We start from the raw sequence: 21876 nt of genomic DNA on the forward strand, positions 1-21876 counted from the left end.
GCCGACGCAACGGACTTGTCTTCCTCAAGAACAAAGCCAAGGCCATGAAATTTCTCGACCAAGCCAAGATCTATGTGAAAGCCGGTGACGGGGGTGCGGGCTGCGTCTCCTTCCGGCGTGAAAAATTCATCGAATTCGGCGGCCCGGATGGGGGCGACGGCGGCAGGGGCGGCTCGATCGTGGCCGAATGCACCGACGGCCTGAACACGCTGATCGATTACCGCTACCAGCAGCATTTCAAGGCGCGCACCGGCGTGCATGGCATGGGCCGCAACCGCGCCGGCGCCAATTCGCCCGACGTGATCCTGAAGGTGCCGGTGGGCACGCAGATCTATGAGGAAGACGGCGAGACCATGATCGCCGACTTCACCGAGGTCGGCCAGCGCGCGGTGATCTGCAAGGGCGGCAATGGCGGCTTCGGCAACGCCTATTTCAAGACCTCGACCAACCAGGCGCCGCGCCGGGCCAATCCCGGCTTGGCGGGCGAGGAGAAGACGATCTGGCTGCGCCTCAAGCTGATCGCCGATGCTGGCCTCGTCGGCCTGCCCAATGCCGGCAAGTCGACCTTCCTGGCCACGGTGACGGCGGCCAAACCGAAGATCGCCGACTATCCCTTCACCACGTTGCATCCCGGCCTTGGCGTGGTGCGCGTCGACGGACGCGAATTCGTGCTCGCCGACATTCCCGGCCTGATCGAGGGTGCGCATGAGGGCCATGGCCTCGGCGACCGCTTCCTCGGCCATGTCGAGCGCTGCCGCGTGCTGCTGCACCTGGTCGACGGCACCTGCGAGCACGCCGGCAAGGCCTATAAGGTGATCCGCAATGAACTTGCCGCCTATAGCGAGGATCTTGCCGCCAAGCCGGAGATCGTGGCGCTGTCGAAGGTGGACTCGCTGTCGCCCGAACTCCTGAAGGAGCAGATGGCGCGCCTGAAGCGGGCGGCGAAGAAGGCGCCGATCGCCCTTTCCTCCGCCTCGGGCGAAGGTATCCAGGAGGCTCTTCGCCAGCTCTTCGACATCATCGGGACGGCAAAAACCGCCGATGCGATCATTGAAAAGCCGGTTTTGGAGAAGAACAATACCTGGCAACCCTGAAGCCGGCCTCGGGGAAGGACCAGCTTCGGCCGAAGCGAGCAATTGAAATGGCAATGGAATTTTTGAGGAAGGCGTCAGGCCCTCGCCGCTGCCGCTTTCCTGCAGCCGGAAAGAGCAAGGCAGTCGGCATCATGCTGGCGGTTCTGCTCGGCCTGTGTGCGGCCTCCCCCGCGCTCGCCGATGCGCTGACGCCCAAACAGGCCATCCGTGTCATGACGCAGGCGGGCTATTCCGGCATCGGCGGTGTAACCCATGATCGCAATTTCTATTATGCCGCCGCCATCGACGCCAAGCGCAAGCGCGTGCGCGTGACGGTGGACGGCGAGACCGGCAAGATCGTTGCTGTCGTGCCCCTGCGCGGCTCCGGGACCGCGGGGATCGTCACGCCCTCGCAGACCGAGCAAGCCGGTGTGGCGCCCATCACGGCAGCGCCGCCGCCGCGTATGATGTTCCCGCCCTATCAGGCGCCCAAGCCACCGCATCCGATAGGTGTGATCCAGTATCCGTTCAATTCCGCCGGCCAACTCCAGCCCGGCTGGTGCCGCTTCCAGGCGAATGCCCCGGGGTGTTGACTGGGACCATGGACATCACAGCGACATCCAAGCATGTCGCTGTGATGTCCGCGCTCCCAGCAAAAAGGCGCCCCGGTTGCCCGGAGCGCCCTCCATACGATTTCTACTGCGGAAGCTTATGCAGCAGCCTTGGTTTCGACCTGCTTGGGAGCCGAGCCGTTGATCGGGATCAGGCGGGGCTTCTTGGCCTCCGGGATCTCACGGACAAGGTCGACATGGAGCAGGCCGTTCTCGAGGCTGGCGCCGGTTACCTGCACATGGTCGGCAAGCTGGAAGCGGCGCTCGAAGGCGCGCGCGGCAATGCCCTGATGCAGGATTTCGCCCTTCTTCTCTTCCTTGTTCTCGGCCTTTTCGCCGCGAATGGTGAGGGCATTCTCCTTCACCTCAATGGCGATATCGCTCTCGGCGAAGCCGGCGACGGCAACGGAGACGCGATAGGTGTTATCCGAGGTACGCTCGATATTGTAGGGCGGGTAGGTGGTGGCAGAGCCATCATACCCGGCAACCTGGTCGAGGGCCGAGAAGAGACGGTCGAAGCCGACGGTGGAACGGTAAAGGGGCGAGAAATCAAACTGACGCATGGCTATCCTCCTTTGAAGCGACAAGCCGTAGGGGTGCTCCGCCACAAGGGCCGGAGCTGACACGTGCATCCCTCCTGGGCCTGCACAAGACTGGATTTGGTGAGGGATTTGCGGGTTTCAAGGGGTGTTTTGCAGGAATCTCGTCTATGAGAGGCTGGCCCGTTTCCTGCATGATCCCAGCCAAAGGATTAAAACGTGCAGTGACCGTGCCCGCCCTCCAACAACCTGTGCTCGAGCGGGCGCGGGGCTCTGTTTCCCTCGGCGTCGCCAGGCGCGGCGAGCGCCATGTCGTTGCCGAGCTGGCGCAGTCCGGCTGCGGGCGGCTGCTGTTTCCCGCCATCGCCGCGGGCCGCCCCCTGGAGGCGGTGGTCGTCAACACCTCCGGCGGCCTGACCGGCGGCGACCGCTTCGATGCGGCGCTGAGCCTCGCGCCCGGCGCGCGGGCGCTGGCGACCACGCAGGCTTGCGAGAAGATCTACCGCTCCGACGGCAGCGATGCCCTGGTCGAGACGCGTCTCTCCCTGGCGGAGGGCGCCTCGCTTGCCTGGCTGCCGCAGGAGACCATCCTGTTCGACCGCGCGCGCCTCAGGCGCAGGCTCACCGTCGAGATGACGGAGGATGCCAGGCTTCTCGCCATGGAAGCCGTGCTGCTCGGCCGCAAGGCTTCGGGGGAGAGCCTGACGCAGGGCCTGTTCCGCGATTCCTGGCGGGTGCGGCGCGCCGGCAAGCTGGTCTTCGCCGAGGAGACCGCTTTCGACGGCGATCTCGCGGCCCGCCTGTCGGCTGCGGCGACGCTGAAGGGCGCGGCTGCTTATGCCACCGTGCTGCTGGTCGTTCCCGACGCCGCCTCCCATCTCCAGGCAGCTCGCGACGTGCTCACAAAAGAGGCAGCAGAGGGCGGAATCAGCACATTTGAGAGGCTTTGCGTTGCCCGCGTGATCGCGGAGGATGGCGCTGCGCTGCGCCGTGTGCTCATCCCGCTGCTCGGGGCGCTCGGTGGCGAACTGCCCCGCGTCTGGCACACCTGAAAGGCATGTCTCTTGCTTGGGAGACATGCCTTTCAGGTGATTCATGGTGACGCATGATCTCATCCGAAGAGTCCGCAGCTTTTTCGGGACCATGCGTAGAAGGTCGTAGCAATGCAGTTGACGCCGCGTGAAAAAGACAAACTCCTGATCGCCATGGCGGCGATCGTCGCCCGCAAGCGGCTCGAACGGGGCGTGAAGCTGAACTACCCCGAGGCGATTGCCCTGATCAGCGATTTCGTCGTCGAGGGCGCCCGCGACGGGCGTTCCGTGGCAGACCTGATGCAGGCCGGGGCCGGTGTCATCACCCGCGACCAGGTGATGGAGGGCATTCCCGAGATGATCCACGACGTGCAGGTCGAGGCGACGTTCCCGGACGGGACGAAGCTGGTGACCGTGCATCATCCGATTAGATGACTGGGAGCGCGGACGTCCTCGTCCGCTCTTGGAAACGGTATGTTCTACGACAAGGGAGGAGCGGACGAGGACGTCCGCGCTCCCAGCAGGAGAGACCATGATCCCCGGTGAAATCATCCCCGCCGAAGGCGACATCGAGCTCAATGCCGGCCTTGCCGTCACCACGCTCACCATCGCCAACACCGGCGACCGGCCGATCCAGGTCGGCAGCCATTATCATTTCTTCGAGAGCAATCCCGGCCTCTCCTTCGACCGCGACAAGGCGCGCGGCAAGCGGCTCGATATCCCGGCCGGCACGGCGGTGCGCTTCGAACCGGGGCAGAGCCGCGATGTCCATCTCGTGCCCTTTCGCGGCAAGCGGGAGGTCTATGGTTTCCGCCAGGATGTCATGGGGAAGTTGTGAATGGGGGGCGGGTCTTCAGACCCGGCTCTTCTTCTCCGTCCTGACTCCTCGCCAAGAATGCCGGGTCTGAAGACCCGCCCCCCGAATAGCACGCGCTCCCAGGAAGAAATCCATGCCCTTCAAGATGCCCCGCGCCGCCTATGCCGACATGTTCGGGCCCACCGTCGGCGACAAGGTCCGCCTCGCCGATACCGAGCTGATCGTCGAGGTCGAGAAGGACTTCACCCTTTACGGCGAGGAAGTGAAGTTCGGCGGCGGCAAGGTGATCCGCGACGGCATGGGCCAGGCGCAAACCACCAGGGCGCAAGGCGCTGTCGATACCGTGATCACCAACGCGCTGATCATCGACCATACCGGCATCATCAAGGCCGATATCGGCATCAAGGACGGGCGCATCGTCGGCATCGGCAAGGCCGGCAATCCCGATGTGCAGCCGGGCATCACGATCATCGTCGGCCCGGGCACCGAGGCGATCGCTGGCGAGGGCAAGATCGTCACGGCCGGTGGCATCGACACCCATATCCACTACATCGCGCCCCAGCAGATCGAGGAGGCGCTGATGTCGGGCGTCACCACCATGCTGGGCGGCGGTACCGGCCCGGCGACGGGCACCAACGCCACCACCTGCACGCCCGGCCCCTGGCATCTGGAGCGCATGCTGCAGGCGGCCGAGGCCTTCCCGATGAACCTCGCCTTTTCCGGCAAGGGCAACGCGGCGCTGCCGGCTGGCCTCGTCGAGCAGATCGAGGCAGGCGCCTGCGCCCTCAAGCTGCATGAGGACTGGGGCACCACGCCCGGCGCCATCGACAATTGCCTCGCCGTTGCCGACGATTACGACGTGCAGGTGATGATCCACACCGACACGCTGAACGAGTCCGGCTTTGTCGAAGACACCATCGCCGCCTTCAAGGGCCGCACCATCCATGCCTTTCACACCGAAGGTGCGGGCGGGGGCCATGCGCCCGACATCATCAAGGTGGCAGGGCTGGCCAACGTCATCCCCTCCTCGACCAATCCCACGCGTCCCTACACGGTGAACACGCTGGAAGAGCATCTCGACATGCTCATGGTCTGCCACCACCTCGACCCGTCCATTCCCGAGGACATCGCCTTCGCCGAAAGCCGCATCCGCAAGGAGACCATCGCGGCCGAGGATATCCTGCACGACATGGGCGCACTCTCCATCATCGCCTCCGACAGCCAGGCGATGGGGCGCGTGGGCGAGGTGATCATCCGTACCTTCCAGACCGCCCACAAGATGAAGGTGCAGCGCGGGCGCCTCTCCAAGGATGGCGCCGGCAACGACAATTTCCGGGTGAAGCGCTATATCGCCAAGGTGACGATCAACCCGGCCATCGCCCATGGGCTCGACGCCCATATCGGCTCGGTGGAGGTGGGCAAGCTTGCCGATCTCGTGGTGTGGTCGCCCGCCTTCTTCGGGGTAAAGCCGGACCTGATCCTCAAGCTCGGCACCATCGCCGCCGCCGCCATGGGCGACCCCAATGCCTCCATCCCGACGCCCCAGCCGGTGCATTACCGCCCGATGTTCGGCGGCTTCGGCCGCTCCATTGTCAAGAGCGCGGTGACCTTCGTCAGCCAGGCCTCGCTCGATGCCGGCATCGGCCAGCGCTATGGGCTGTCGAAGACGCTACTGCCGGTCAGGAACACACGTGGCGGCATCTCCAAGGCCTCGATGATCCACAACAGCGCCACGCCCCATATCGAGGTCGACCCCGAGACCTATGAGGTGAGGGCGGACGGGGAACTGCTCACCTGCAAGCCGGCAGAGAGCCTGCCGATGGCGCAGCGGTATTTTCTGTTTTAGCGCTGGGAGCGCGGACGTCCTCGTCCGCTCTTGGAAACGCAACCGTCAATCGGTGTGCCGGTCTTCAGACCGGTATGTCCGCGAGGGTCTCGTTTGTTGGTTGGGAAGATGCCGGTCCGAAGACCGGCACACCGCGCCTGCGCTTCCTCCTGCTCGCGCCGCAGTGCATTGCGGACGAGACGTCAGCGCTCCCAGTAAACGCCCTTGGAAACGCCTCGTATGAAGGATAGGAAGAGCGGACAAGATGTCCGTGCTCCCAGGGTTGCCATGCTTCACGCCCATTCGTTCGTGCCCGCCCCCAAGGTCGAGGCCAAGTCCATTGCCGACAGTGTCGTGCTGACCTTCGAGGATCGCCGCCGCCGCCGGGGCGTGATCACCACGGTGGGCGGGCTGGAGGTGCTGGTGGATCTCGCCGAGGCGCCGGCGCTCGCCCATGGCGATGCCTATCTCCTGGAAGATGGCCGCCTGATCGAGATCGTGGCCGAGGCCGAGCCGCTGCTCGAGGTGAAGGGGCGCGACCCGCTGCACCAGATGCGGCTCGCCTGGCATCTCGGCAATCGGCATCTGGAGACCGAGATCGGGCCGAAATGGCTGCGCATCCGCCAGGACCATGTCATCGCCGACATGCTCAAAGGCCTGGGCGCCAAGGTCGTCGAGATCGAGGGGCCGTTCCAGCCGGAAGGCGGGGCCTATCACCATGAGCATGGCCATGATCATCACGCCCACGCGCATGATCACGGGCATCATGATCACGATCACGACCATCGCCATGACCACCACGATCATGATCATCACGACCACGGTCACAAGCGTGACCACGATCACAAGCATGAGCATGGCCACGATGATGACCACCATCACGGCAAGCATCATCACGACTGATCGATGACGATGGATGACCCTGCCGGCGCCTCGCGTCTAATCCTGTGGTTCTCGCCAGCCTTTCCCACCGGTGCCTTCAGCTTCTCCCATGGCCTGGAATGGGCGGTGGAGGCCGAGGACGTGCAGGACCGCGCCTCGTTGCAGGCCTGGATCGAGGGCGTGCTGCGCGATGGCGCGGGCTGGTCGGATGCGGTGCTGATCTCGGCCATCCATCGTGCCGCTCGTGCCGCTGACGAGCAGGCGCTCCTGGAGACGGCCGAACTCGCCCTGGCTCTGCAACCCTCGCTGGAACGGCGGCTTGAATCGACCGTGCAGGGCGAAGCCTTCCTGAAGGCAGTCGAGACCGGCTGGAGCCATCCTGCCATTGCCCGCTTCCGAGAGGCCTGGCGCGACCCCATCGCGCTGCCCGTCGCCGTGGGCATGGCGGCGGCTGCTAATGGCATCGAGGCGCGGGCGGTGCTTCAGGCCTATCTCACGGGCCTTGCCGCCAATCTCGTTTCCGCCGCCATCCGTCTCGCCCCGATTGGCCAGAGCGATGGGTTGCGCGTTCTTTCCGCGCTGGAGCCGGCGATTGCCGAGCTCGCGGCGCGCGCCGAGACGGCGACGCTGGAGGATCTCGGCGGCTGCGCCATACGCTCCGACATCGCATCCATGCGGCATGAAACGCAGACCACGCGGCTGTTCCGCTCATGAGCGAGGACGAGGACAAGCCGCCAGAACTCGCCAAAGTGCCGCCGCACCGGATGTCGCCGCAGATGTGGGCGCAGCAGGCCCGCAGGAACCAGCCTCCCCCGCCAGTGCCGCGGGACGATCATAGCCTGCGGTTTCGCATCATGGTCGTGGGTGGGCTCGCTATCCTCGGTGGCCTGCTTGCGCTGGCGAAATATGATTCCGGATCAGGGAACGGAGTGCTCCGGGAGATGCAGGAGCAGATCGACCGGCTCACGAAAGGCGGCTGCCAAGCCACCGCGCAAGCGGCTGGCTGCAAGGCCCTTCCTTCGCAATGAGTCCTCATCGGACGGCATGAAATTTGCTTCACCGGATCGCAGTTTGGCGTCTGAAGGTGAGGAAAGAACGATGGCGAAATCGAAGCATGGTCCGCTGCGTGTGGGTGTCGGCGGACCGGTGGGCTCGGGCAAGACGGCGCTGGTGGATGCGCTGTGCAAGAGCCTGCGCCTAAGATACGACATCGCCGCCATCACCAATGACATCTACACCAAGGAGGACGCCGAGTTCCTGACACGTTCGGGGGCGCTGGAGCCGGAGCGCATCATGGGCGTGGAGACAGGCGGCTGCCCTCATACCGCCATCCGCGAGGACGCCTCGGCCAACCTCGCGGCGGTGGCGGAGATGAACCAGCGCTTTCCCGATCTCGATGTCATCCTGATCGAATCGGGCGGCGACAATCTGGCTGCATCCTTCTCGCCCGAACTGGCCGATCTCACCCTCTACGTCATCGATGTCTCGGCCGGCGACAAGATCCCGCGCAAGGGCGGACCCGGCGTGACGCGCTCCGACCTCCTCGTGATCAACAAGATCGACCTCGCGCCGATGGTCGGGGCGAGCCTGGAGGTGATGGACCGCGACTCCACCACGATGCGCAAGGGCCGGCCCCACGTCTTCACCAATGTGCGGGCCGGTGACGGTGTGCAGGCGGTGGAAGACTTCATCCTCAGCCGCGGGGGGCTGAAAGCGCAGGCAGCTTGAGGGAGGGGCCGACCTGCGGGTCTGTCCAAGTCGTGGGCCTCAATCGGTGTGCCGGTCTTCAGACCGGCATGCCCTCGACTTTGGTGGCAAGATGCCGTTCCCGCTACATCGACCTAAGGTCGATGTAGCTGAGAAGACCGGCACACCAAGGCGCGCCCCTCAATGCCGTCCGTCAAGATCCTTCACGGCGGCCACGCGCTCGACTGCCTTACCGGCGAGCAGGTGCACATGCACCTCGCTGGCGCCGGCCTCGGCGGCGGCGCGCAGGATTGCGGCAAGGGTTTCGCCGCCCTGACCGGATTCTCCGATCCACACGCAGGCGCCGCTCGACCCTTCCACGGCGATCACCACCGCGTCGACATAATCGGGGCATTGGCCGATCGGATAGACCGAAACCAGATAGGACCGGCCCGAAGCGCCGACCCAGCGGCGGAAGCGCGAGGCCGCATGCGGCGCCTCGCGGCCCAAGGCGGCGAGGGGAGCGCAGAGCCGATTCTCGGCGTTCGAAATATGAGAACGAATCGCGACTTGTGTCATAGAACAAAGTTAGAACACGAGACTCGAGGGCGTCAAGCGATTCCGGTTTGTTCCTGCATGGCGTGGCCTTGAGCCTCGGCGAGCAGCCGGTCCGAGGCGGTCTCGATGCCGGCCTGCAGCTGCTCGAAAAATGCCGTCTTGTCCCCGCCCGGGGGGATGGCCGGCAGGATTTCCATCACCAGCTTGCCAGGCCGGCGGATGAACTGGCGGCGCGGCCAGAAATAACCGGAATTGAGGGCGATGGGCACGCAGGGCACGCCGAATTCGTTGTAGAGATAGACCACGCCATATTTATAGGCCGGCTCGGCGCCGGGTGCGCGGCGGGTGCCCTCCGGGAAGATGATGATCTGGCGGCCCCGGGCAAGTTGGGCGGCGCCATCGGCATGCATCTGCTTCATCGCCTTGGAGCGCGCGCCGCGGTCGACGGCGATCATCTCCGCCTTGGAGGCGAGCCAGCCGAACAAAGGCAGCCACATCAATTCGCGCTTGAGCACGTAGGAGGGATCGTCGAACACCAGGAACATCGCGAAGGTGTCCCACACCGATTGGTGTTTGGAGGCGACCAGGACCCCCCCGGGCGGTACGTTCTCGCGCCCGCGGATCTCGCAGGTGATGCCAGCGAGGGTGCGCATCAGGAAGAAGTTCACCCGCGCCCAGGTCCTGACGATCCTCAGGAGCACGATGCGCGGCAGCAGCAGCGAGGGGAGAGCGCAGATCATCCAGAGGATGATGTTGGTGTAATAGACCAGGTTGAACAGCAGGGAGCGCAGGACAATCATGAGCCGGAATCGTTCGAGATGCGGACTTCGAGGGCGGACTTGGCCCGCTATAGCAGAACCGCGCGCGGAAAGCCCCCGCGGTATTGAGCGGCGCAAAGACCTTTTCCGGGGTAGCAGTCTCACGTCCCAATATTGGGCGGCCCACGTTCTAGGGTTGGGCGAGATGAGACGTCTAAGGAAAGAGCGCGCCTTCGAAGTCCCCTCGCCCCGTTCTTACGGGGAGAGGATAGAGGTGAGGGGCAGCACAGGATTTCGAGGTGAATGCTCCACGAGGCGCAGTGAGTTGGGAAGAGCGTGTCGTCTTGCGATAATTCGTTGATTTAATGGAGAAAATAATACTGTAAAAGTCGCGTAGCCCCTCACCTCTATCCTCTCCCCGTACGAACGGGGCGAGGGGGCCCAATCGGCTCGCCTTGTTCTGAGACGTCTCATCTCGCCCAACAGCAGAAGGCTCTCGCTTTCTGCCTCAATCCGCCCGCGCCATGGCCTGCAGGGTCGGCTGTTCCACCCTGAGCTGGAAAGTGGCGCTGGCATATTTCACATATTCGGAGACCAGGAGGTGGATGCTGGTGGGGTCCGTCCACCAGGTGTCGAGCTTGAGGTTCTGCGAGATCACCGGATAGGCGATCAGCGTGGTGTCGGGGAGCACGCGGCGCAACTCGAGCAGGGAACGCGGCATGTGGTAGTTCGAAGTCACCACGATGATCGACTTGAACTGCTTGTCCTGCACCCAGCGCGCCGCCTCCAGGGCATTGCCGACCGTGTTGAGCGCGTTGCGATCGATGTCGACGCAGCAATCGATCACCTCGGCCCCAGCAGCCGTATGGCCGGAAAGAGCCTCCGGGCTGGTCGCCTTATTGACGCCGGTGATCAGCATGCGCTTGGCGCGGCCCTCGGTGAGCAGGTCGAAGGCCTCGCTGATGCGGTCGGAGCCGCCGGTGAGGGCGATCACGCCGTCGGCCCGAACCGCCGGGCTCGGCGCTTCGGCCTGCAGGGTGGCGACGAAATAGGCAAAGTCCGTCACAACGGCTGCGGTGAGGAAGAGCAAGCACGCGCCGGTGATCTCCATGACCCAGCGCAGCCAGCGGCGCGTGCGATGCGGCGGCTGCTCCGCCATGGACGGGGATGCCGGATGGGATGCCGCTGCCTGCCGCATGGGATTGAGCCGCCTTGCCTTGTCGCGAAAGAAATTCTTGCGCACGCCATGGGCAAAAATTGGATCGGCGGGGCGGGTGTGAAGCGGAATGGGCGCGGAGCCCTGCCAGACACTCATGGGTCCCTCTGACTTTCTATACCTGGCCGCTGAGAACGCGATGGACCGTCATCCTGGAGGTCACGCCCGTGATGACGGCGATGAGAACGACTGACACGACGATGGCGGCATAGCCGCGCCAATCCATGTTGAAGGAACCGAACAGGGCCTCCACCTGATCGCCCGCCGCCGTGGCGGTAAAACGCGTGGAAAGGAGATGGGCGCCGATGAAGGTGAGCACGGCAGCGCCGCCGCCGATCAGGCCACCCTTGAGGCCGAGCCAGAGGAAATGGTGCTGGAACTCGTTGGCGATGAAGGAGTCATGCGCGCCGACGAAATGCAGCACCTCGACCACCTCCTTGTTGCCTGCCATGGCGCCGCGCGTGGCGAACACCACCGAAAGGGCGGTGGCGACGATCATCAGGATGAGTACGGCGAGGCCGGCCAGCACCATGGCCTGAGCCATGGCGGCAAGGCGGGCGATCCAGAAGCGGTGATCGTCCAGGCTGGCCCCGACCACGCCGTCGGCCAAGGTCTTGCGCAGGCCGGCGAGATCCGGCAGGGCAGCGGGCGCGATCTTCACCACGATGAGCCTGGGTATCGGCAGGTCGCTCATGTCGAGCCCCTCGCCGAGCCAGGGCACCAGCATACGCTCGGTCTCCTCGCGGGTGTAGACCTGCACGTCGGCGATGCCGTCGGTGGCCCGGGCGGCGACGACGGCCTTGCCGATCTCGGTCTCGATGTCGTGCCCCTCGACCGGGCGCACCTGGATGGTGACCTCGCGCGAGACCTGCGAGCCCCAGTCGGAGGCGGCGGCGGCGATCAGCAGCACGCAGCCCGCGGTAAGGGCGGCGAGATAGGTCATGATCGCCACCACCGCCATCAGCGAGCGGCCGGCGATCGAGCCTGAGGGGACGATCGGGGCCGAAGGGCGGATCAGCGTCTCCGCCCGCCGCGTGCTCGAGCGCTGCGCCGAATGCTGGCCGTTCTGGCCGGTCATGACCATGCCGCCGGCTCCTGCACGGTGACATGGCCGTCCTCAAGGCGCAGGCGCCGGGCGGGGAAGAGTTCCATCAGGCTCTCGTCATGGGTGGCGATCACCACCGAGGTGCCGGAACGGTTGAGTTCGATGAACAGGCGCAGCAGACGGCGGGCCAGCGCCGGGTCGACATTGCCCGTGGGCTCGTCGGCCAGCAGCAATTCCGGCCGCACGATGAGGGCGCGGGCGATGGCGGCGCGCTGCTTCTCGCCGCCCGAGAGCACCGGCGGCAGCACATGCATGCGCTCGCCCAGGCCCACCCAGTGCAGGAGCTCCACCACTTCGGCGCGGTAGCGCGCCTCGTCCTGGCCCTGCACGCGCAAGGGCAGGGCAATGTTCTCATAGGTGGTGAGGTGGTCGAGCAGGCGGAAATCCTGGAAGACGATGCCGATGCGCCGGCGCGTCTCGGCAAGATCGTGCTTGGAGAGCGTCATCACATCGCGGTCGAACATATGGACGAGACCACGGGTGGGCTTCAGCGTCAGGAAGAGCAGGCGCAAGAGCGTGGTCTTGCCGGCGCCGGAGGGGCCGGTCAGGAACTGGAACGAATTGGCGGGGACGTCGAAACTGACGTCGCGCAGCACTTCCGGGCCCATCCCGTAGCGCAGTCCCACATTTTCGAACCGAACCAAGTCCTGAGTCTCCCCGCATCGGGAGCACTGTGCAGAGGGGGCGGTTAACGAGGTATTAACGTTAACGAAATGACAACGAATTTAACCTTGATGGGATCGCAGGCATCCATGCCTGCTCTTCCCTTTCTCACGTGAGCGCTTCCAAGAGCAGGCAAGGATGCCTGCGATCCCAGGTATCAGCGCAGCGTCGGAATTCCACATCATCGGCACTTACTGACCTCCAGTCCACGCAAGATACTGACCGCTTCTGTCACATCCCGTAACGTCCTATGAATGGAGCCAACATTGGATACTCGTCGCCAGCGCTGGCCAATCAGGAACTCCAGTCGTGATCCATGCAATATTCAAGAATCTCTTCCTCTCGACGCTCCTGACAGGGCTCTTGCTAGCAGGCCTCCGCGGCATGATCGCCCAGGGCTATGCTTCCACCGTGCAGAGCTATGACGGGCGACAGATGATCGTGCATGTGCCGGATCGGTTGCCACCTTCGGGATCGCGTGCTCTCGTCATCGTCCTGCATGGCGGGCTGGGCAACGCCCAGCGTATCGCAAGCCGCCAAGCGGAGAGCGGGCTCAACATGGATGCCGTCGCTGAGCGCAACGGCTTCATCGTCGCCTATCTAGACGGAACGCCGGTCACCCGGCGGTTCGGAAGCCAGTTCCTGGGCTGGAACGCTGGTGGCGGTTGTTGCGGCATGTCGGCGGTGAACAATGTCGACGACGTCGCCTATATCAAGGGCGCCGTTGCCGCCCTGGCGAGCCGCTATGGCATCGACCGCACGCGGATCTATGGCATCGGGCACTCCAACGGCGCGATCATGGCCCAGCGCCTGGCCTGCGAAACCCATCTGTTTGCGGCGGTGGTGGCGATTTCCGGACCGCTCAACCTGCAGGTTTCCAGCTGCCCGGCCGCACGAGGCACCCGCATCCTCGCCCTTCACGGCGCCAATGACCAGAATGTCCCCGTCGCAGGTGGCCAGGGGTCGAAGGGACTGTCGTTCACCGTCTTCAATTCCGAGGATCGCTCCCGGCGAACCTTCCTGAATTCCGGAGCCACCTATACGCTGCAGATCGTGCCTGGCGCCGATCATCCGCTCGATCACATCGAAGCGGCGATCATGAAAACCGAAGGCGTCACCATCGCCGAGAAGTCAGCCCGGTTCTTTGGTCTGCTGAAATCGAAGCCGTGAACGCCCTGCCGCCTCGCGTCGCGTCCCCATTGTCGGGGCCCTTCTCCTGTGTCTATGCTGAGCGGATAAGAAGAGGGGTTCGATGTCCACGCCGCGTAAAATCAAAGTACTGTTCGACGCCGAGACGATCGCCAAGCGCAATGCCGCGCTGGTGGAGGAGATCAAGGCGCGCAAGCTCGACAATCTCCTCGTGGTCGCCGTGCTGAAGGGTTCCTTCGTGTTCGCCGCCGATCTCCTGCGCGCCATGCACAAGGCGGGCATGTCGCCGGAGGTGGAATTCGTGCATCTGTCGAGCTATCGGGACTCGACCGTGTCTTCCGGCACCGTGAACATCATGCATGATGTCGAGAGCGATGTGCGTGGACGCAACATCCTGCTCGTCGACGACATACTCGAATCCGGCCGCACTTTGGCCTTCGCCAAGGACCTTTTGACCGCGCGCGGTGCCAAGGAGGTGCTGACCTGCGTGCTCCTGGAAAAGCCGGGCAAGTCCGCCGTGCAGATCCATGCCGATTTCGTCGGCTTCGAATGTCCCGATCTCTTCGTCGTGGGCTATGGCATGGATGTGGCGCACTCCTACCGCGAGCTGCCTTTTGTGGGCGTGGTGGAAAAGTAGCGCCTTGATCCTGCCAGGCCCGGCATGCAAAGAGGCGGGCTGATGGCGCAGGCTGCGCCTGGAGGAGCCATGGCTGGTCTATTGGGCGCCCACAGCGCCCGCTTTCTGTTTCGCGACGACAAGGGCAGCATCGACAGGGCGAGCTGGTGGCGCGCCATGGCGGTGCTCGTGCTTGCCCTGGCGGTCATGGGCGCGCTGGTGATGGCGCTCGACGATTTCCTGCCCAAGACACCGGAAGCAGCCGAGGCGCTGGTCAACCGGGCGGCCGAGAGCCATAACAGCTTCCTGTCGGTGCCCTATTACGCCTCGCTCTTCGTGATCGATATCAGCTATGTCCTGATGATCCTAATCTCGGTCTGCATCTATTTCGTCAGCGCCAAGCGCTGCAACGATCTCGGCCAGCCCGCGCAGATGGCCCTGATCCTGCCGGCCGCCGTCTATGTCCAGATCTTCTCGCCGATCATCAGTGACCAACTGCTACCGGTCTATGGCCGCTGGATCGTTTCCGTCATCGTATTGGGGATCGTGGTCTGGCAGGTCTATCTGCTGGGTTTCGTGAAGGGCAAGCTGTAGGCGATACCGGCAGGCGGCTTTCAGTGCTTGCCCTTGTCTTTCGAAAAAAGCTGCTTCAGCAGGCGCTGCCAGGACGCGTGCGAGGTCCTGTGGCGGATGGCGCCCCAGAGTACCTGGTCGAGCGTCGGCCGGGTCGGGCGCCAGCGGGCAAAGGGCACCGGCTCCCCGAGATTGGGGATGAGCTTGCCGACAAGCAGCGCAATCGAGGCGGCGGCAAACATTGGATGATCCTTCCAGGGCAGGAGCAGGCTGAACTTGCAAGCAAGCCTAGCCTCCGAATCGCCCCCCTGCCGTGCGCGACGGCACACAGAATAGGATCCTTGCGTGATGGTGTAGTGACCGCGTCAGGCGCGTGCGGCCCGAAATACAAAACCCCGGCCGATGGGCCGGGGCTCTGCTTGGAATGATAACCGCGGTCAGAACAGGCCTTCGATCAGGCCTTCCGAATTGAGGCGGATGACTTCCGCCGAAGGCACGCGCGGCAGGCCGGGCATGGTCATGATCTCGCCGCAGATGACGACGAGGAAGCCGGCGCCGGCCGACAGGCGCACTTCGCGGATCGGCACGACATGGTCGACCGGGGCGCCGCGATGGCTCGGGTCGGTGGAGAAGGAATACTGGGTCTTCGCCACGCAGATCGGCAAGTTGCCGTAACCGGCCGCCTCGATCTCCCTGAACTGGTCGCGGACCTTCTGGTCGGCGATGATGTCGGAGGCCCGGTAGATCTCCTTGGCGATGGTCTTCATCTTGTCCCAGAGCGGCATTTCGTCCGGGTAGAGCGGGCGGAAGCCGCGGCCGTCGAGCGGGTGGGGCGCTTCGGCCAGTGCCACCACGCGGCGGGCCAATTCTTCCGTGCCCTTGGAACCCTCGGCCCAGTGGCTGCAGACCACGGCGTCGACGCCGAAATGCTCCTTGCAATGAGCCTTGAGCAATTCGTGCTCGGCGGCGGTGTCGGCCGTGAAATAGTTGATGGCGACGATTGCCGGCACGCCGAACTTGCGCACGTTCTCGACATGGCGGCCGAGATTGGCCAGGCCTTTCTTGAGGGCTTCCAGGTTCTCCTTGCCGAGCTGGTCCTTGGGCACGCCGCCATGCATCTTGAGGGCGCGTACGGTGGCGACGATCACGGCCGCGGCCGGGGTCAGGCCGGCCTTGCGGCACTTGATGTCGAAGAACTTCTCGGCACCGAGATCGGCGCCGAAGCCGGCTTCCGTCACCACATAATCGGCGAGCTTGAGACCGGCGCGGGTCGCCGTCACCGAGTTGCAGCCATGGGCGATATTGGCGAAGGGACCGCCATGCACGAAGGCCGGATTGCCTTCGAGCGTCTGCACCAGGTTCGGCTTCAGGGCATCCTTGAGCAGCACCGTCATGGCGCTGGAAGCCTTGATGTCGGAGGCGGTGATCGCCTTCTTGTCGCGGGTGTAGCCGATGATCATCTTGCCGAGGCGCGCCTCGAGGTCGGCGAGGTCCTTGGCGAGGCAGAACACCGCCATGACTTCGGAAGCGACGGTGATATCGAAGCCGTCTTCGCGCGGGAAGCCGTTGGAGACGCCGCCGAGCGAGGAGTTGATCTGGCGCAGCGACCGGTCGTTCATGTCGAGCACGCGGCGCCAGGCGACGCGGCGGGTGTCGATGCCGAGCGAATTGCCCCAATAGATGTGGTTGTCGATCATCGCCGACAACAGATTATGGGCCGAGGTGATGGCGTGGAAATCGCCGGTGAAGTGCAGGTTGATCTGCTCCATCGGCACGATCTGGGCATAGCCGCCGCCGGCCGCGCCGCCCTTGACGCCGAAGCAGGGGCCGAGCGAGGGCTCGCGCAGGCAGATCATCGTCTTCTTGCCGATGGCGGCGAGACCGTCGCCCAGGCCCACCGTGGTGGTGGTCTTGCCTTCGCCGGCCGGGGTCGGGTTGATGGCGGTGACCAGGATCAGCTTGCCGTCGGGGCGATCGGCCAGGCCAGGGATCTTGTCGAGGTCGATCTTGGCGATATGCTTGCCATAGGGCTCGAAAGCTTCGTCGGGAATGCCGGCTTTCTCGGCAATCGCCTCGATGCGCTGCATCTTGGCCTGACGCGCGATTTCAATGTCGCTCAGTGGCTTCTTCGGATCTTGGGCCATATGTTTCCCCGGGGGCTTTTGTTTGGGAGAGTTGAGACATATTTTCACGGGAATGAAAATAAATTTCTTCGCAGTGGATGTGTTCGTGTGGCTGAATGTCCCTGGAAGAAATGGCTGGAATGTCCTGAATACGACGGAGTGTCGTATACCAGATAGGTAGCCCATCGACGCGGAATTCGCTTGTCCGAAACCGTCGCAGGATGTGTCGCCTTCGCGACGTTTTAGGCGATCCCGATCACGCGGGTGTGCATGAAGGTGAGCGCCCCTGTGACATTGTGGCGGAACCGTGTAAGACGCCACATCGTTGACGCGATGCGTTGCCGGTTCCATCAATGGGGGCCACGGGAAATCCGGCCTGCAAGAGGCGGCCGAATTTTGGAGCACAGGCTCTGGATCGCAATCACCCACAGCACCAAACGGAGTTGCCCGCATGGGGCTCGTAACCGCCGTCGAAACCAGCGAAGAGGCCAGTCATAAACACACCGGCAGCTTTACAGCCCTCACTTTGGGCTCCATCGGCGTGGTTTATGGCGATATCGGCACCAGCCCGCTCTACGCTTTCCGCGAGGCCGCCCATGCTGCCACCCAGGGCGGGGAGAATGTGACGCCCGCCGCCATTCTGGGTGTCATCTCGCTGATTCTGTGGGCCCTAATCATCGTGGTCACCCTCAAATATGTGCTGCTGCTGCTACGCGCCGACAACAAGGGCGAGGGCGGTACGCTCACCCTGATGGCGCTCGCGCAGCGCGCGCTCGGGCGTTCGGGCATCCCCATCGTCTTCCTCGGCATCGTCGGTGCCTCGATGTTCTATGGCGACGCCATGATCACGCCTGCGGTCTCCGTGCTGTCGGCCGTCGAGGGCCTCAGGCTGGTCGCTCCCGATTTCGGCGGCTTCGTGGTGCCGACCACCATCGCGATCATCGTCGTCCTGTTCATGGTGCAAAGTCACGGCACGGCGCGTGTGGGGGCGCTGTTCGGTCCGATCATGGCGCTGTGGTTCGTGCTGATCGGTGTCATCGGCTTCGTCAACTTCCTCAGCCACCCCGGCATCATCGCCGCGATCAACCCCGCCTACGCGGCCGAATTCCTGCTCACCCACGGCCATATCGGCTTCGTGACGCTGGGCGCCGTGTTCCTCGCCGTCACTGGCGGCGAGGCGCTCTACGCCGATCTCGGCCATTTCGGCCGCAAGCCGATCCAGATGGCCTGGCTCTGCCTGGTGCTGCCGGCCCTCACTTTCAACTATCTCGGCCAGGGCGCGCTGGTGCTCGAGGATCCTAGCGCGCTGGAAAATCCGTTCTACCGCCTGGTGCCGGCCTCGCCCTTCTTCCTGATCCCGATGGTGATCGTGGCGACGATCGCTACCATCATCGCCAGCCAGGCGGTGATCACCGGCACCTTCTCGCTGACGCGCCAGGCCGTGCAGCTCGGCCTGCTGCCGCGCGTGAAGATCTCGCACACCTCCGAGCACCAGTCCGGCCAGATCTTCATCGCGCAGGTCAACGGCATCCTGCTCATGGGCGTGGTGCTGCTGGTGCTGGTGTTCGAAAGTTCCTCGCGCCTTGCCTCGGCCTATGGCATCGCCGTCACCACCACCATGGTGGTCGACACCATCCTGGCCTTCGTGGTGATCTGGCGGGTGTGGCTGTGGAAGCCCTGGGTGGCCGCCGCCCTTATTGTGCCCTTCCTGTGCATCGACCTGATCTTCCTTGGGGCCAACCTGCTCAAGCTGCTGGAGGGCGCCTGGCTGCCGATCCTGATCGCCCTGGGCCTGATCACCCTGATGGTGACCTGGCGGCGCGGCACGCGTCTGGTGCTCGACAAGACGCGGCGCACCGAGGTGCCGCTGATGACCATCGTCAAGAGCCTCGAGAAGGGCTCGGTGACGCGCGTGCCGGGCATCGCGATCTTCCTCACCTCGGATCCCGATTACGCACCCACCGCCATGCTGCACAGCCTGAAGCATTACAAGGCGCTGCATGAGAAAGTGGCGATCCTCACCATCGAGACGACGGACGATCCGGTGGTGCCGGGTGGAGGACGGGTGTCGATCGAGCCGGTCTCGGCCAGCTTCACCAAGATGCGGGTGCAGTTCGGCTATATGGAAAGCCCGAACGTGCCGAAGGCGCTGGCGCTCTGCCGCAAGGCCGGCTGGTCCTTCGACATCATGGCGACCTCCTTCTTCCTGTCGCGCCGGCACCTGCGCGCCGGCAGCCATCCCGCCATGTGGCGCTGGCAGCGCCGGCTCTACATGATCCTCGCCCGCAACGCCGATGACGCCAGCGATTATTTCTCGATCCCCTCCAACCGGGTGGTTGAGATCGGCACGCAGGTTTTGATTTAGCTGGGAGCGCGGACATCCTGTCCGCCTCCTGGAAACGCCGCGTTCGACGACAGGGGCAGAGCGGACAGGATGTCCGCGCTCCCAGGGAGCCCCGCGATTTTCGCCGGGCAGGGCAGCGTGGAGTTAATGCGAGCCCCCTTTGCCGGACACCAGGAACAGTGTATGAGGCCGCGCTTGCTGCATCGCACCCAGGGTTCGATGGCACGTCTTGTCAAGAACGACTGAATCCAAACGAGAGACCTCAGTCTGCCGGTCGCTGACCGATCGATCCCAACATCACCAACGGAGGCCCAGAATGGGGCTCATGACCGCCGCCTCGAGCGGCGAAGACAGCAGCGATCAAGGCCATAGCGCCGGTTTCTGGGCGTTGACCTTGGGATCGATCGGCGTCGTCTATGGCGACATCGGCACCAGCCCCCTCTATGCCTTCCGTGAAGCGCTGCATGCCGCGACCAGCGGCGGCGCGAATATGAGCCAGGAGGCCGTGCTCGGCGTGGTCTCGCTGATTTTGTGGGCGCTGATCGTCATCGTCACCCTCAAATATGTGCTGCTGCTGCTGCGTGCAGACAACAAGGGAGAGGGCGGCACACTCACCTTGATGGCGCTGGCCCAGCGGGCACTCGGCCGTTCGGGCACCACGCTCCTGATCCTCGGCACCATCGGCGCCGCCATGTTCTATGGCGACGCCATCCTCACGCCCGCCGTGTCGGTGCTGTCGGCTGTCGAGGGCATGACACTGGTGACGCCGGCCTTCGAGCAGTTCGTGGTGCTGATCACGGTGGTCATCATCGTCGGCCTGTTCCTGGTCCAGAGCCACGGTACGGCGCGCGTCGGCGCCTTTTTCGGCCCGATCATGGTGGTCTGGTTCTTGGTGATGGGCCTCGCCGGCCTCTGGCACATCAAGGACGCACCGGTGGTGCTCGCTGCCTTCAACCCCTGGCACGCCGTCGCCTTCATGCTCAGCCATGGCCATATCGGCTTCGTGGCGCTGGGCGCCGTCTTTCTGGCCGTCACCGGTGCGGAGGCGCTCTATGCCGATCTCGGCCATTTCGGCCGCAAGCCGATCCAGATGGCCTGGATGGTGCTGGTGCTGCCCTCGCTGGCGCTGAATTATCTCGGCCAGGGCGCTCTCGTGCTCAAGAGCCCGACGCCCGAGGTCCTCGATAATCCCTTCTACATGATGGTGCCGCAGAACCCGCTCTTCCTGGTGCCGATGGTGGTACTCGCCACCGTCGCCACCATCATCGCCAGCCAGGCGGTGATCACCGGTGCCTATTCGCTGACGCGCCAGGCCATCCAGCTCGGCCTGCTGCCGCGCATGAAGGTGCTGCACACCTCCGAGCACCAGTCGGGCCAGATCTATATCGCGCAGGTCAACACAATCCTGCTCATCGGCGTGCTCATCCTGGTGCTGGTGTTCGAGAGCTCGTCGCGCCTGGCGTCAGCCTACGGCATCGCCGTCACCACCACCATGGTGGTCACCGCCATGATGGCCTTCCTGGTGATCTGGAAAGTCTGGCGCTGGTCGATGCTGGCGGCCGGCCTGATCATTGCGCCGTTCCTCCTGATCGACCTCGTCTTCCTCTCGGCCAACCTGCTCAAGGTGTTCGAGGGCGGCTGGGTGCCGTTGATGATCGCCGGCGCCCTGATGGTGGTGATGATCACCTGGCGGGTCGGCACGCGCCTGGTGCTCGACAAGACGCGGCGCACCGAAGTGCCGCTGATGACCATCGTCAAGAGCATCGAGAAGGGCTCGGTCACCCGCGTGCCGGGCACAGCGATCTTCCTGACCTCCGACCCCGATTACACGCCGACTGCCCTGCTGCACAGCCTCAAGCACTACAAGGCGCTGCATGAGAAGGTGGCGATTCTCACCATCCAGACCACGGACGAGCCCACGGTCGTCGGCGGCGGGCGGATTTCGATGGAGGAGGTCTCGGCCACATTCACCAAGATGCGGGTGCAATTCGGCTATATGGAAAGCCCGAACGTGCCGAAGGCCCTGGCGCTCTGCCGCAAGGCCGGCTGGTCCTTCGACATCATGGACACCTCGTTCTTCCTGTCGCGCCGCCATCTGCGCGCCGGCAGCAAGCCGATGATCTGGCGCTGGCAGCGCCGGCTCTACATGATCCTCGCCCGCAATGCGGATGATGCCAGCGACTATTTCTCGATCCCATCCAACCGGGTGGTCGAGATCGGTACGCAGGTGCTGATGTGATGGGGAGCGCGGACATCTTGTCCGCTCTTCCTTACTGACAAGCGGCGTGTTTCCAAGATGCGGACAAG

General features: G+C 64.3%; 23 protein-coding genes. 15 read left to right on the forward strand and 8 right to left on the reverse strand.

The genetic code is table 11. The annotated features are described in order from the left end of the window. Window positions 1–44: 44 nt before the first annotated feature. Both obgE and QQL24_RS03170 read left to right on the forward strand, forming a co-directional pair. A complete protein-coding gene (gene obgE, locus QQL24_RS03165; protein ID WP_284310423.1) occupies window positions 45–1094 on the forward strand; it encodes a GTPase ObgE in 1050 nt (349 codons plus the stop codon). Window positions 1095–1225: 131 nt separating this feature from the next. Beyond that, on the forward strand, window positions 1226–1666 hold the full coding sequence (locus tag QQL24_RS03170) for a hypothetical protein (protein ID WP_284310424.1): 441 nt from the start codon (window positions 1226–1228) through the stop codon (window positions 1664–1666). A gap of 116 nt (window positions 1667–1782) precedes the next feature. On the opposite strand, the gene QQL24_RS03175 is transcribed toward QQL24_RS03170, so the two are convergent. Beyond that, the gene (locus tag QQL24_RS03175; protein ID WP_284310425.1) at window positions 1783–2247 is read right to left on the reverse strand and encodes an Hsp20 family protein; all 465 of its coding nucleotides are present in this window, start codon (window positions 2245–2247) and stop codon (window positions 1783–1785) included. Between the two features lie 200 nt (window positions 2248–2447). Here QQL24_RS03175 and QQL24_RS03180 point away from each other — a divergent pair, with 200 nt between their 5' ends. The 8 genes from QQL24_RS03180 (at window position 2448) to ureG (ending at window position 8506) form a co-directional block, all read left to right on the forward strand. Further along, window positions 2448–3275: an urease accessory protein UreD gene (locus QQL24_RS03180; RefSeq protein ID WP_284310426.1), complete on the forward strand. Its 828-nt coding sequence runs from the start codon at window positions 2448–2450 to the stop codon at window positions 3273–3275. Window positions 3276–3386: 111 nt separating this feature from the next. Further along, window positions 3387–3689: an urease subunit gamma gene (locus QQL24_RS03185; protein ID WP_284310427.1), complete on the forward strand. Its 303-nt coding sequence runs from the start codon at window positions 3387–3389 to the stop codon at window positions 3687–3689. A 97-nt stretch (window positions 3690–3786) separates the two neighbouring features. After that, a complete protein-coding gene (locus tag QQL24_RS03190) occupies window positions 3787–4092 on the forward strand; it encodes an urease subunit beta (protein WP_284310428.1) in 306 nt (101 codons plus the stop codon). Between the two features lie 112 nt (window positions 4093–4204). Beyond that, window positions 4205–5917, forward strand: coding sequence for an urease subunit alpha (gene ureC / locus QQL24_RS03195; protein WP_284310429.1), 1713 nt, complete (start codon window positions 4205–4207; stop codon window positions 5915–5917). 267 nt (window positions 5918–6184) lie between these two features. Further along, window positions 6185–6799 carry an urease accessory protein UreE gene (locus QQL24_RS03200; RefSeq protein WP_284310622.1) on the forward strand — a complete coding sequence of 205 codons (615 nt, stop codon included), beginning with the start codon at window positions 6185–6187 and terminating at the stop codon, window positions 6797–6799. Between the two features lie 3 nt (window positions 6800–6802). After that, on the forward strand, window positions 6803–7492 hold the full coding sequence (locus tag QQL24_RS03205; RefSeq protein ID WP_284310430.1) for an urease accessory protein UreF: 690 nt from the start codon (window positions 6803–6805) through the stop codon (window positions 7490–7492). After that, entirely contained in the window at window positions 7489–7806 is a 318-nt protein-coding gene (locus tag QQL24_RS03210) for a hypothetical protein (protein ID WP_284310431.1), read from the forward strand. The genes QQL24_RS03205 and QQL24_RS03210 overlap by 4 nt, the downstream gene beginning before the upstream one ends. Before the next feature lie 70 nt (window positions 7807–7876). Further along, window positions 7877–8506 (forward strand): urease accessory protein UreG, encoded by a 630-nt coding sequence (gene ureG / locus QQL24_RS03215; RefSeq protein WP_284310432.1) that lies wholly within the window; start codon window positions 7877–7879, stop codon window positions 8504–8506. A 159-nt stretch (window positions 8507–8665) separates the two neighbouring features. Here the strand turns inward: ureG and QQL24_RS03220 are convergent, their stop codons facing one another. The 5 genes from QQL24_RS03220 to ftsE all read right to left on the reverse strand — a co-directional run bounded on the left by QQL24_RS03220 (window position 8666) and on the right by ftsE (window position 12745). Continuing rightward, window positions 8666–9043: a hypothetical protein gene (locus tag QQL24_RS03220; RefSeq protein WP_284310433.1), complete on the reverse strand. Its 378-nt coding sequence runs from the start codon at window positions 9041–9043 to the stop codon at window positions 8666–8668. Window positions 9044–9075: 32 nt separating this feature from the next. After that, the gene (locus QQL24_RS03225) at window positions 9076–9822 is read right to left on the reverse strand and encodes a lysophospholipid acyltransferase family protein (RefSeq protein ID WP_284310434.1); all 747 of its coding nucleotides are present in this window, start codon (window positions 9820–9822) and stop codon (window positions 9076–9078) included. A 466-nt stretch (window positions 9823–10288) separates the two neighbouring features. Then, window positions 10289–11095 carry a YdcF family protein gene (locus QQL24_RS03230; RefSeq protein WP_284310435.1) on the reverse strand — a complete coding sequence of 269 codons (807 nt, stop codon included), beginning with the start codon at window positions 11093–11095 and terminating at the stop codon, window positions 10289–10291. Between the two features lie 16 nt (window positions 11096–11111). Then, window positions 11112–12080 carry a cell division protein FtsX gene (locus QQL24_RS03235; protein WP_284310436.1) on the reverse strand — a complete coding sequence of 323 codons (969 nt, stop codon included), beginning with the start codon at window positions 12078–12080 and terminating at the stop codon, window positions 11112–11114. Next, window positions 12071–12745 (reverse strand): cell division ATP-binding protein FtsE, encoded by a 675-nt coding sequence (gene ftsE / locus QQL24_RS03240; protein WP_284310437.1) that lies wholly within the window; start codon window positions 12743–12745, stop codon window positions 12071–12073. The genes QQL24_RS03235 and ftsE overlap by 10 nt, the downstream gene beginning before the upstream one ends. Before the next feature lie 328 nt (window positions 12746–13073). Here ftsE and QQL24_RS03245 point away from each other — a divergent pair, with 328 nt between their 5' ends. The 3 genes from QQL24_RS03245 to QQL24_RS03255 all read left to right on the forward strand — a co-directional run bounded on the left by QQL24_RS03245 (window position 13074) and on the right by QQL24_RS03255 (window position 15123). Then, the gene (locus tag QQL24_RS03245; RefSeq protein ID WP_284310438.1) at window positions 13074–13934 is read left to right on the forward strand and encodes a CE1 family esterase; all 861 of its coding nucleotides are present in this window, start codon (window positions 13074–13076) and stop codon (window positions 13932–13934) included. Between the two features lie 82 nt (window positions 13935–14016). Continuing rightward, the gene (hpt, locus tag QQL24_RS03250) at window positions 14017–14550 is read left to right on the forward strand and encodes a hypoxanthine phosphoribosyltransferase (protein ID WP_284310439.1); all 534 of its coding nucleotides are present in this window, start codon (window positions 14017–14019) and stop codon (window positions 14548–14550) included. A 69-nt stretch (window positions 14551–14619) separates the two neighbouring features. Continuing rightward, complete coding sequence (locus tag QQL24_RS03255; RefSeq protein WP_284310440.1) at window positions 14620–15123, forward strand: hypothetical protein; 504 nt, start codon at window positions 14620–14622, stop codon at window positions 15121–15123. A 20-nt stretch (window positions 15124–15143) separates the two neighbouring features. On the opposite strand, the gene QQL24_RS03260 is transcribed toward QQL24_RS03255, so the two are convergent. Next, window positions 15144–15344, reverse strand: coding sequence for a hypothetical protein (locus tag QQL24_RS03260; protein WP_284310441.1), 201 nt, complete (start codon window positions 15342–15344; stop codon window positions 15144–15146). Window positions 15345–15539: 195 nt separating this feature from the next. Next, window positions 15540–17246, reverse strand: coding sequence for a formate--tetrahydrofolate ligase (locus QQL24_RS03265; RefSeq protein ID WP_284310442.1), 1707 nt, complete (start codon window positions 17244–17246; stop codon window positions 15540–15542). A 430-nt stretch (window positions 17247–17676) separates the two neighbouring features. On the opposite strand from QQL24_RS03265, the gene QQL24_RS03270 reads away from it, so the two are divergent. Continuing rightward, complete coding sequence (locus QQL24_RS03270; RefSeq protein ID WP_284310443.1) at window positions 17677–19590, forward strand: potassium transporter Kup; 1914 nt, start codon at window positions 17677–17679, stop codon at window positions 19588–19590. Between the two features lie 295 nt (window positions 19591–19885). Continuing rightward, on the forward strand, window positions 19886–21808 hold the full coding sequence (locus QQL24_RS03275; RefSeq protein ID WP_284310444.1) for a potassium transporter Kup: 1923 nt from the start codon (window positions 19886–19888) through the stop codon (window positions 21806–21808). The last annotated feature ends 68 nt before the right edge of the window (window positions 21809–21876 follow it).

Source organism: Labrys miyagiensis (assembly GCF_030160835.1).
In the GTDB taxonomy this organism is placed as follows: domain Bacteria; phylum Pseudomonadota; class Alphaproteobacteria; order Rhizobiales; family Labraceae; genus Labrys; species Labrys miyagiensis.

What these genes read in the sequence shown, in the direction of transcription:
- ureG (WP_284310432.1), top strand. Translation starts at nt 7,877, where the DNA reads ATGGCGAAATCGAAGCATGGTCCGCTGCGTGTGGGTGTCGGCGGACCG.
- obgE (WP_284310423.1), top strand. Translation starts at nt 45, where the DNA reads ATGAAATTTCTCGACCAAGCCAAGATCTATGTGAAAGCCGGTGACGGG.
- QQL24_RS03170 (WP_284310424.1), top strand. Translation starts at nt 1,226, where the DNA reads ATGCTGGCGGTTCTGCTCGGCCTGTGTGCGGCCTCCCCCGCGCTCGCC.
- QQL24_RS03200 (WP_284310622.1), top strand. Translation starts at nt 6,185, where the DNA reads ATGCTTCACGCCCATTCGTTCGTGCCCGCCCCCAAGGTCGAGGCCAAG.
- QQL24_RS03260 (WP_284310441.1), bottom strand. Translation starts at nt 15,344, where the DNA reads ATGTTTGCCGCCGCCTCGATTGCGCTGCTTGTCGGCAAGCTCATCCCC.
- QQL24_RS03205 (WP_284310430.1), top strand. Translation starts at nt 6,803, where the DNA reads ATGACGATGGATGACCCTGCCGGCGCCTCGCGTCTAATCCTGTGGTTC.
- QQL24_RS03275 (WP_284310444.1), top strand. Translation starts at nt 19,886, where the DNA reads ATGGGGCTCATGACCGCCGCCTCGAGCGGCGAAGACAGCAGCGATCAA.
- QQL24_RS03225 (WP_284310434.1), bottom strand. Translation starts at nt 9,822, where the DNA reads ATGATTGTCCTGCGCTCCCTGCTGTTCAACCTGGTCTATTACACCAAC.
- QQL24_RS03230 (WP_284310435.1), bottom strand. Translation starts at nt 11,095, where the DNA reads ATGAGTGTCTGGCAGGGCTCCGCGCCCATTCCGCTTCACACCCGCCCC.
- QQL24_RS03235 (WP_284310436.1), bottom strand. Translation starts at nt 12,080, where the DNA reads ATGGTCATGACCGGCCAGAACGGCCAGCATTCGGCGCAGCGCTCGAGC.
- QQL24_RS03190 (WP_284310428.1), top strand. Translation starts at nt 3,787, where the DNA reads ATGATCCCCGGTGAAATCATCCCCGCCGAAGGCGACATCGAGCTCAAT.
- QQL24_RS03185 (WP_284310427.1), top strand. Translation starts at nt 3,387, where the DNA reads ATGCAGTTGACGCCGCGTGAAAAAGACAAACTCCTGATCGCCATGGCG.
- QQL24_RS03220 (WP_284310433.1), bottom strand. Translation starts at nt 9,043, where the DNA reads ATGACACAAGTCGCGATTCGTTCTCATATTTCGAACGCCGAGAATCGG.
- QQL24_RS03255 (WP_284310440.1), top strand. Translation starts at nt 14,620, where the DNA reads ATGGCTGGTCTATTGGGCGCCCACAGCGCCCGCTTTCTGTTTCGCGAC.
- QQL24_RS03175 (WP_284310425.1), bottom strand. Translation starts at nt 2,247, where the DNA reads ATGCGTCAGTTTGATTTCTCGCCCCTTTACCGTTCCACCGTCGGCTTC.
- QQL24_RS03210 (WP_284310431.1), top strand. Translation starts at nt 7,489, where the DNA reads ATGAGCGAGGACGAGGACAAGCCGCCAGAACTCGCCAAAGTGCCGCCG.
- ureC (WP_284310429.1), top strand. Translation starts at nt 4,205, where the DNA reads ATGCCCTTCAAGATGCCCCGCGCCGCCTATGCCGACATGTTCGGGCCC.
- QQL24_RS03265 (WP_284310442.1), bottom strand. Translation starts at nt 17,246, where the DNA reads ATGGCCCAAGATCCGAAGAAGCCACTGAGCGACATTGAAATCGCGCGT.
- QQL24_RS03270 (WP_284310443.1), top strand. Translation starts at nt 17,677, where the DNA reads ATGGGGCTCGTAACCGCCGTCGAAACCAGCGAAGAGGCCAGTCATAAA.
- hpt (WP_284310439.1), top strand. Translation starts at nt 14,017, where the DNA reads ATGTCCACGCCGCGTAAAATCAAAGTACTGTTCGACGCCGAGACGATC.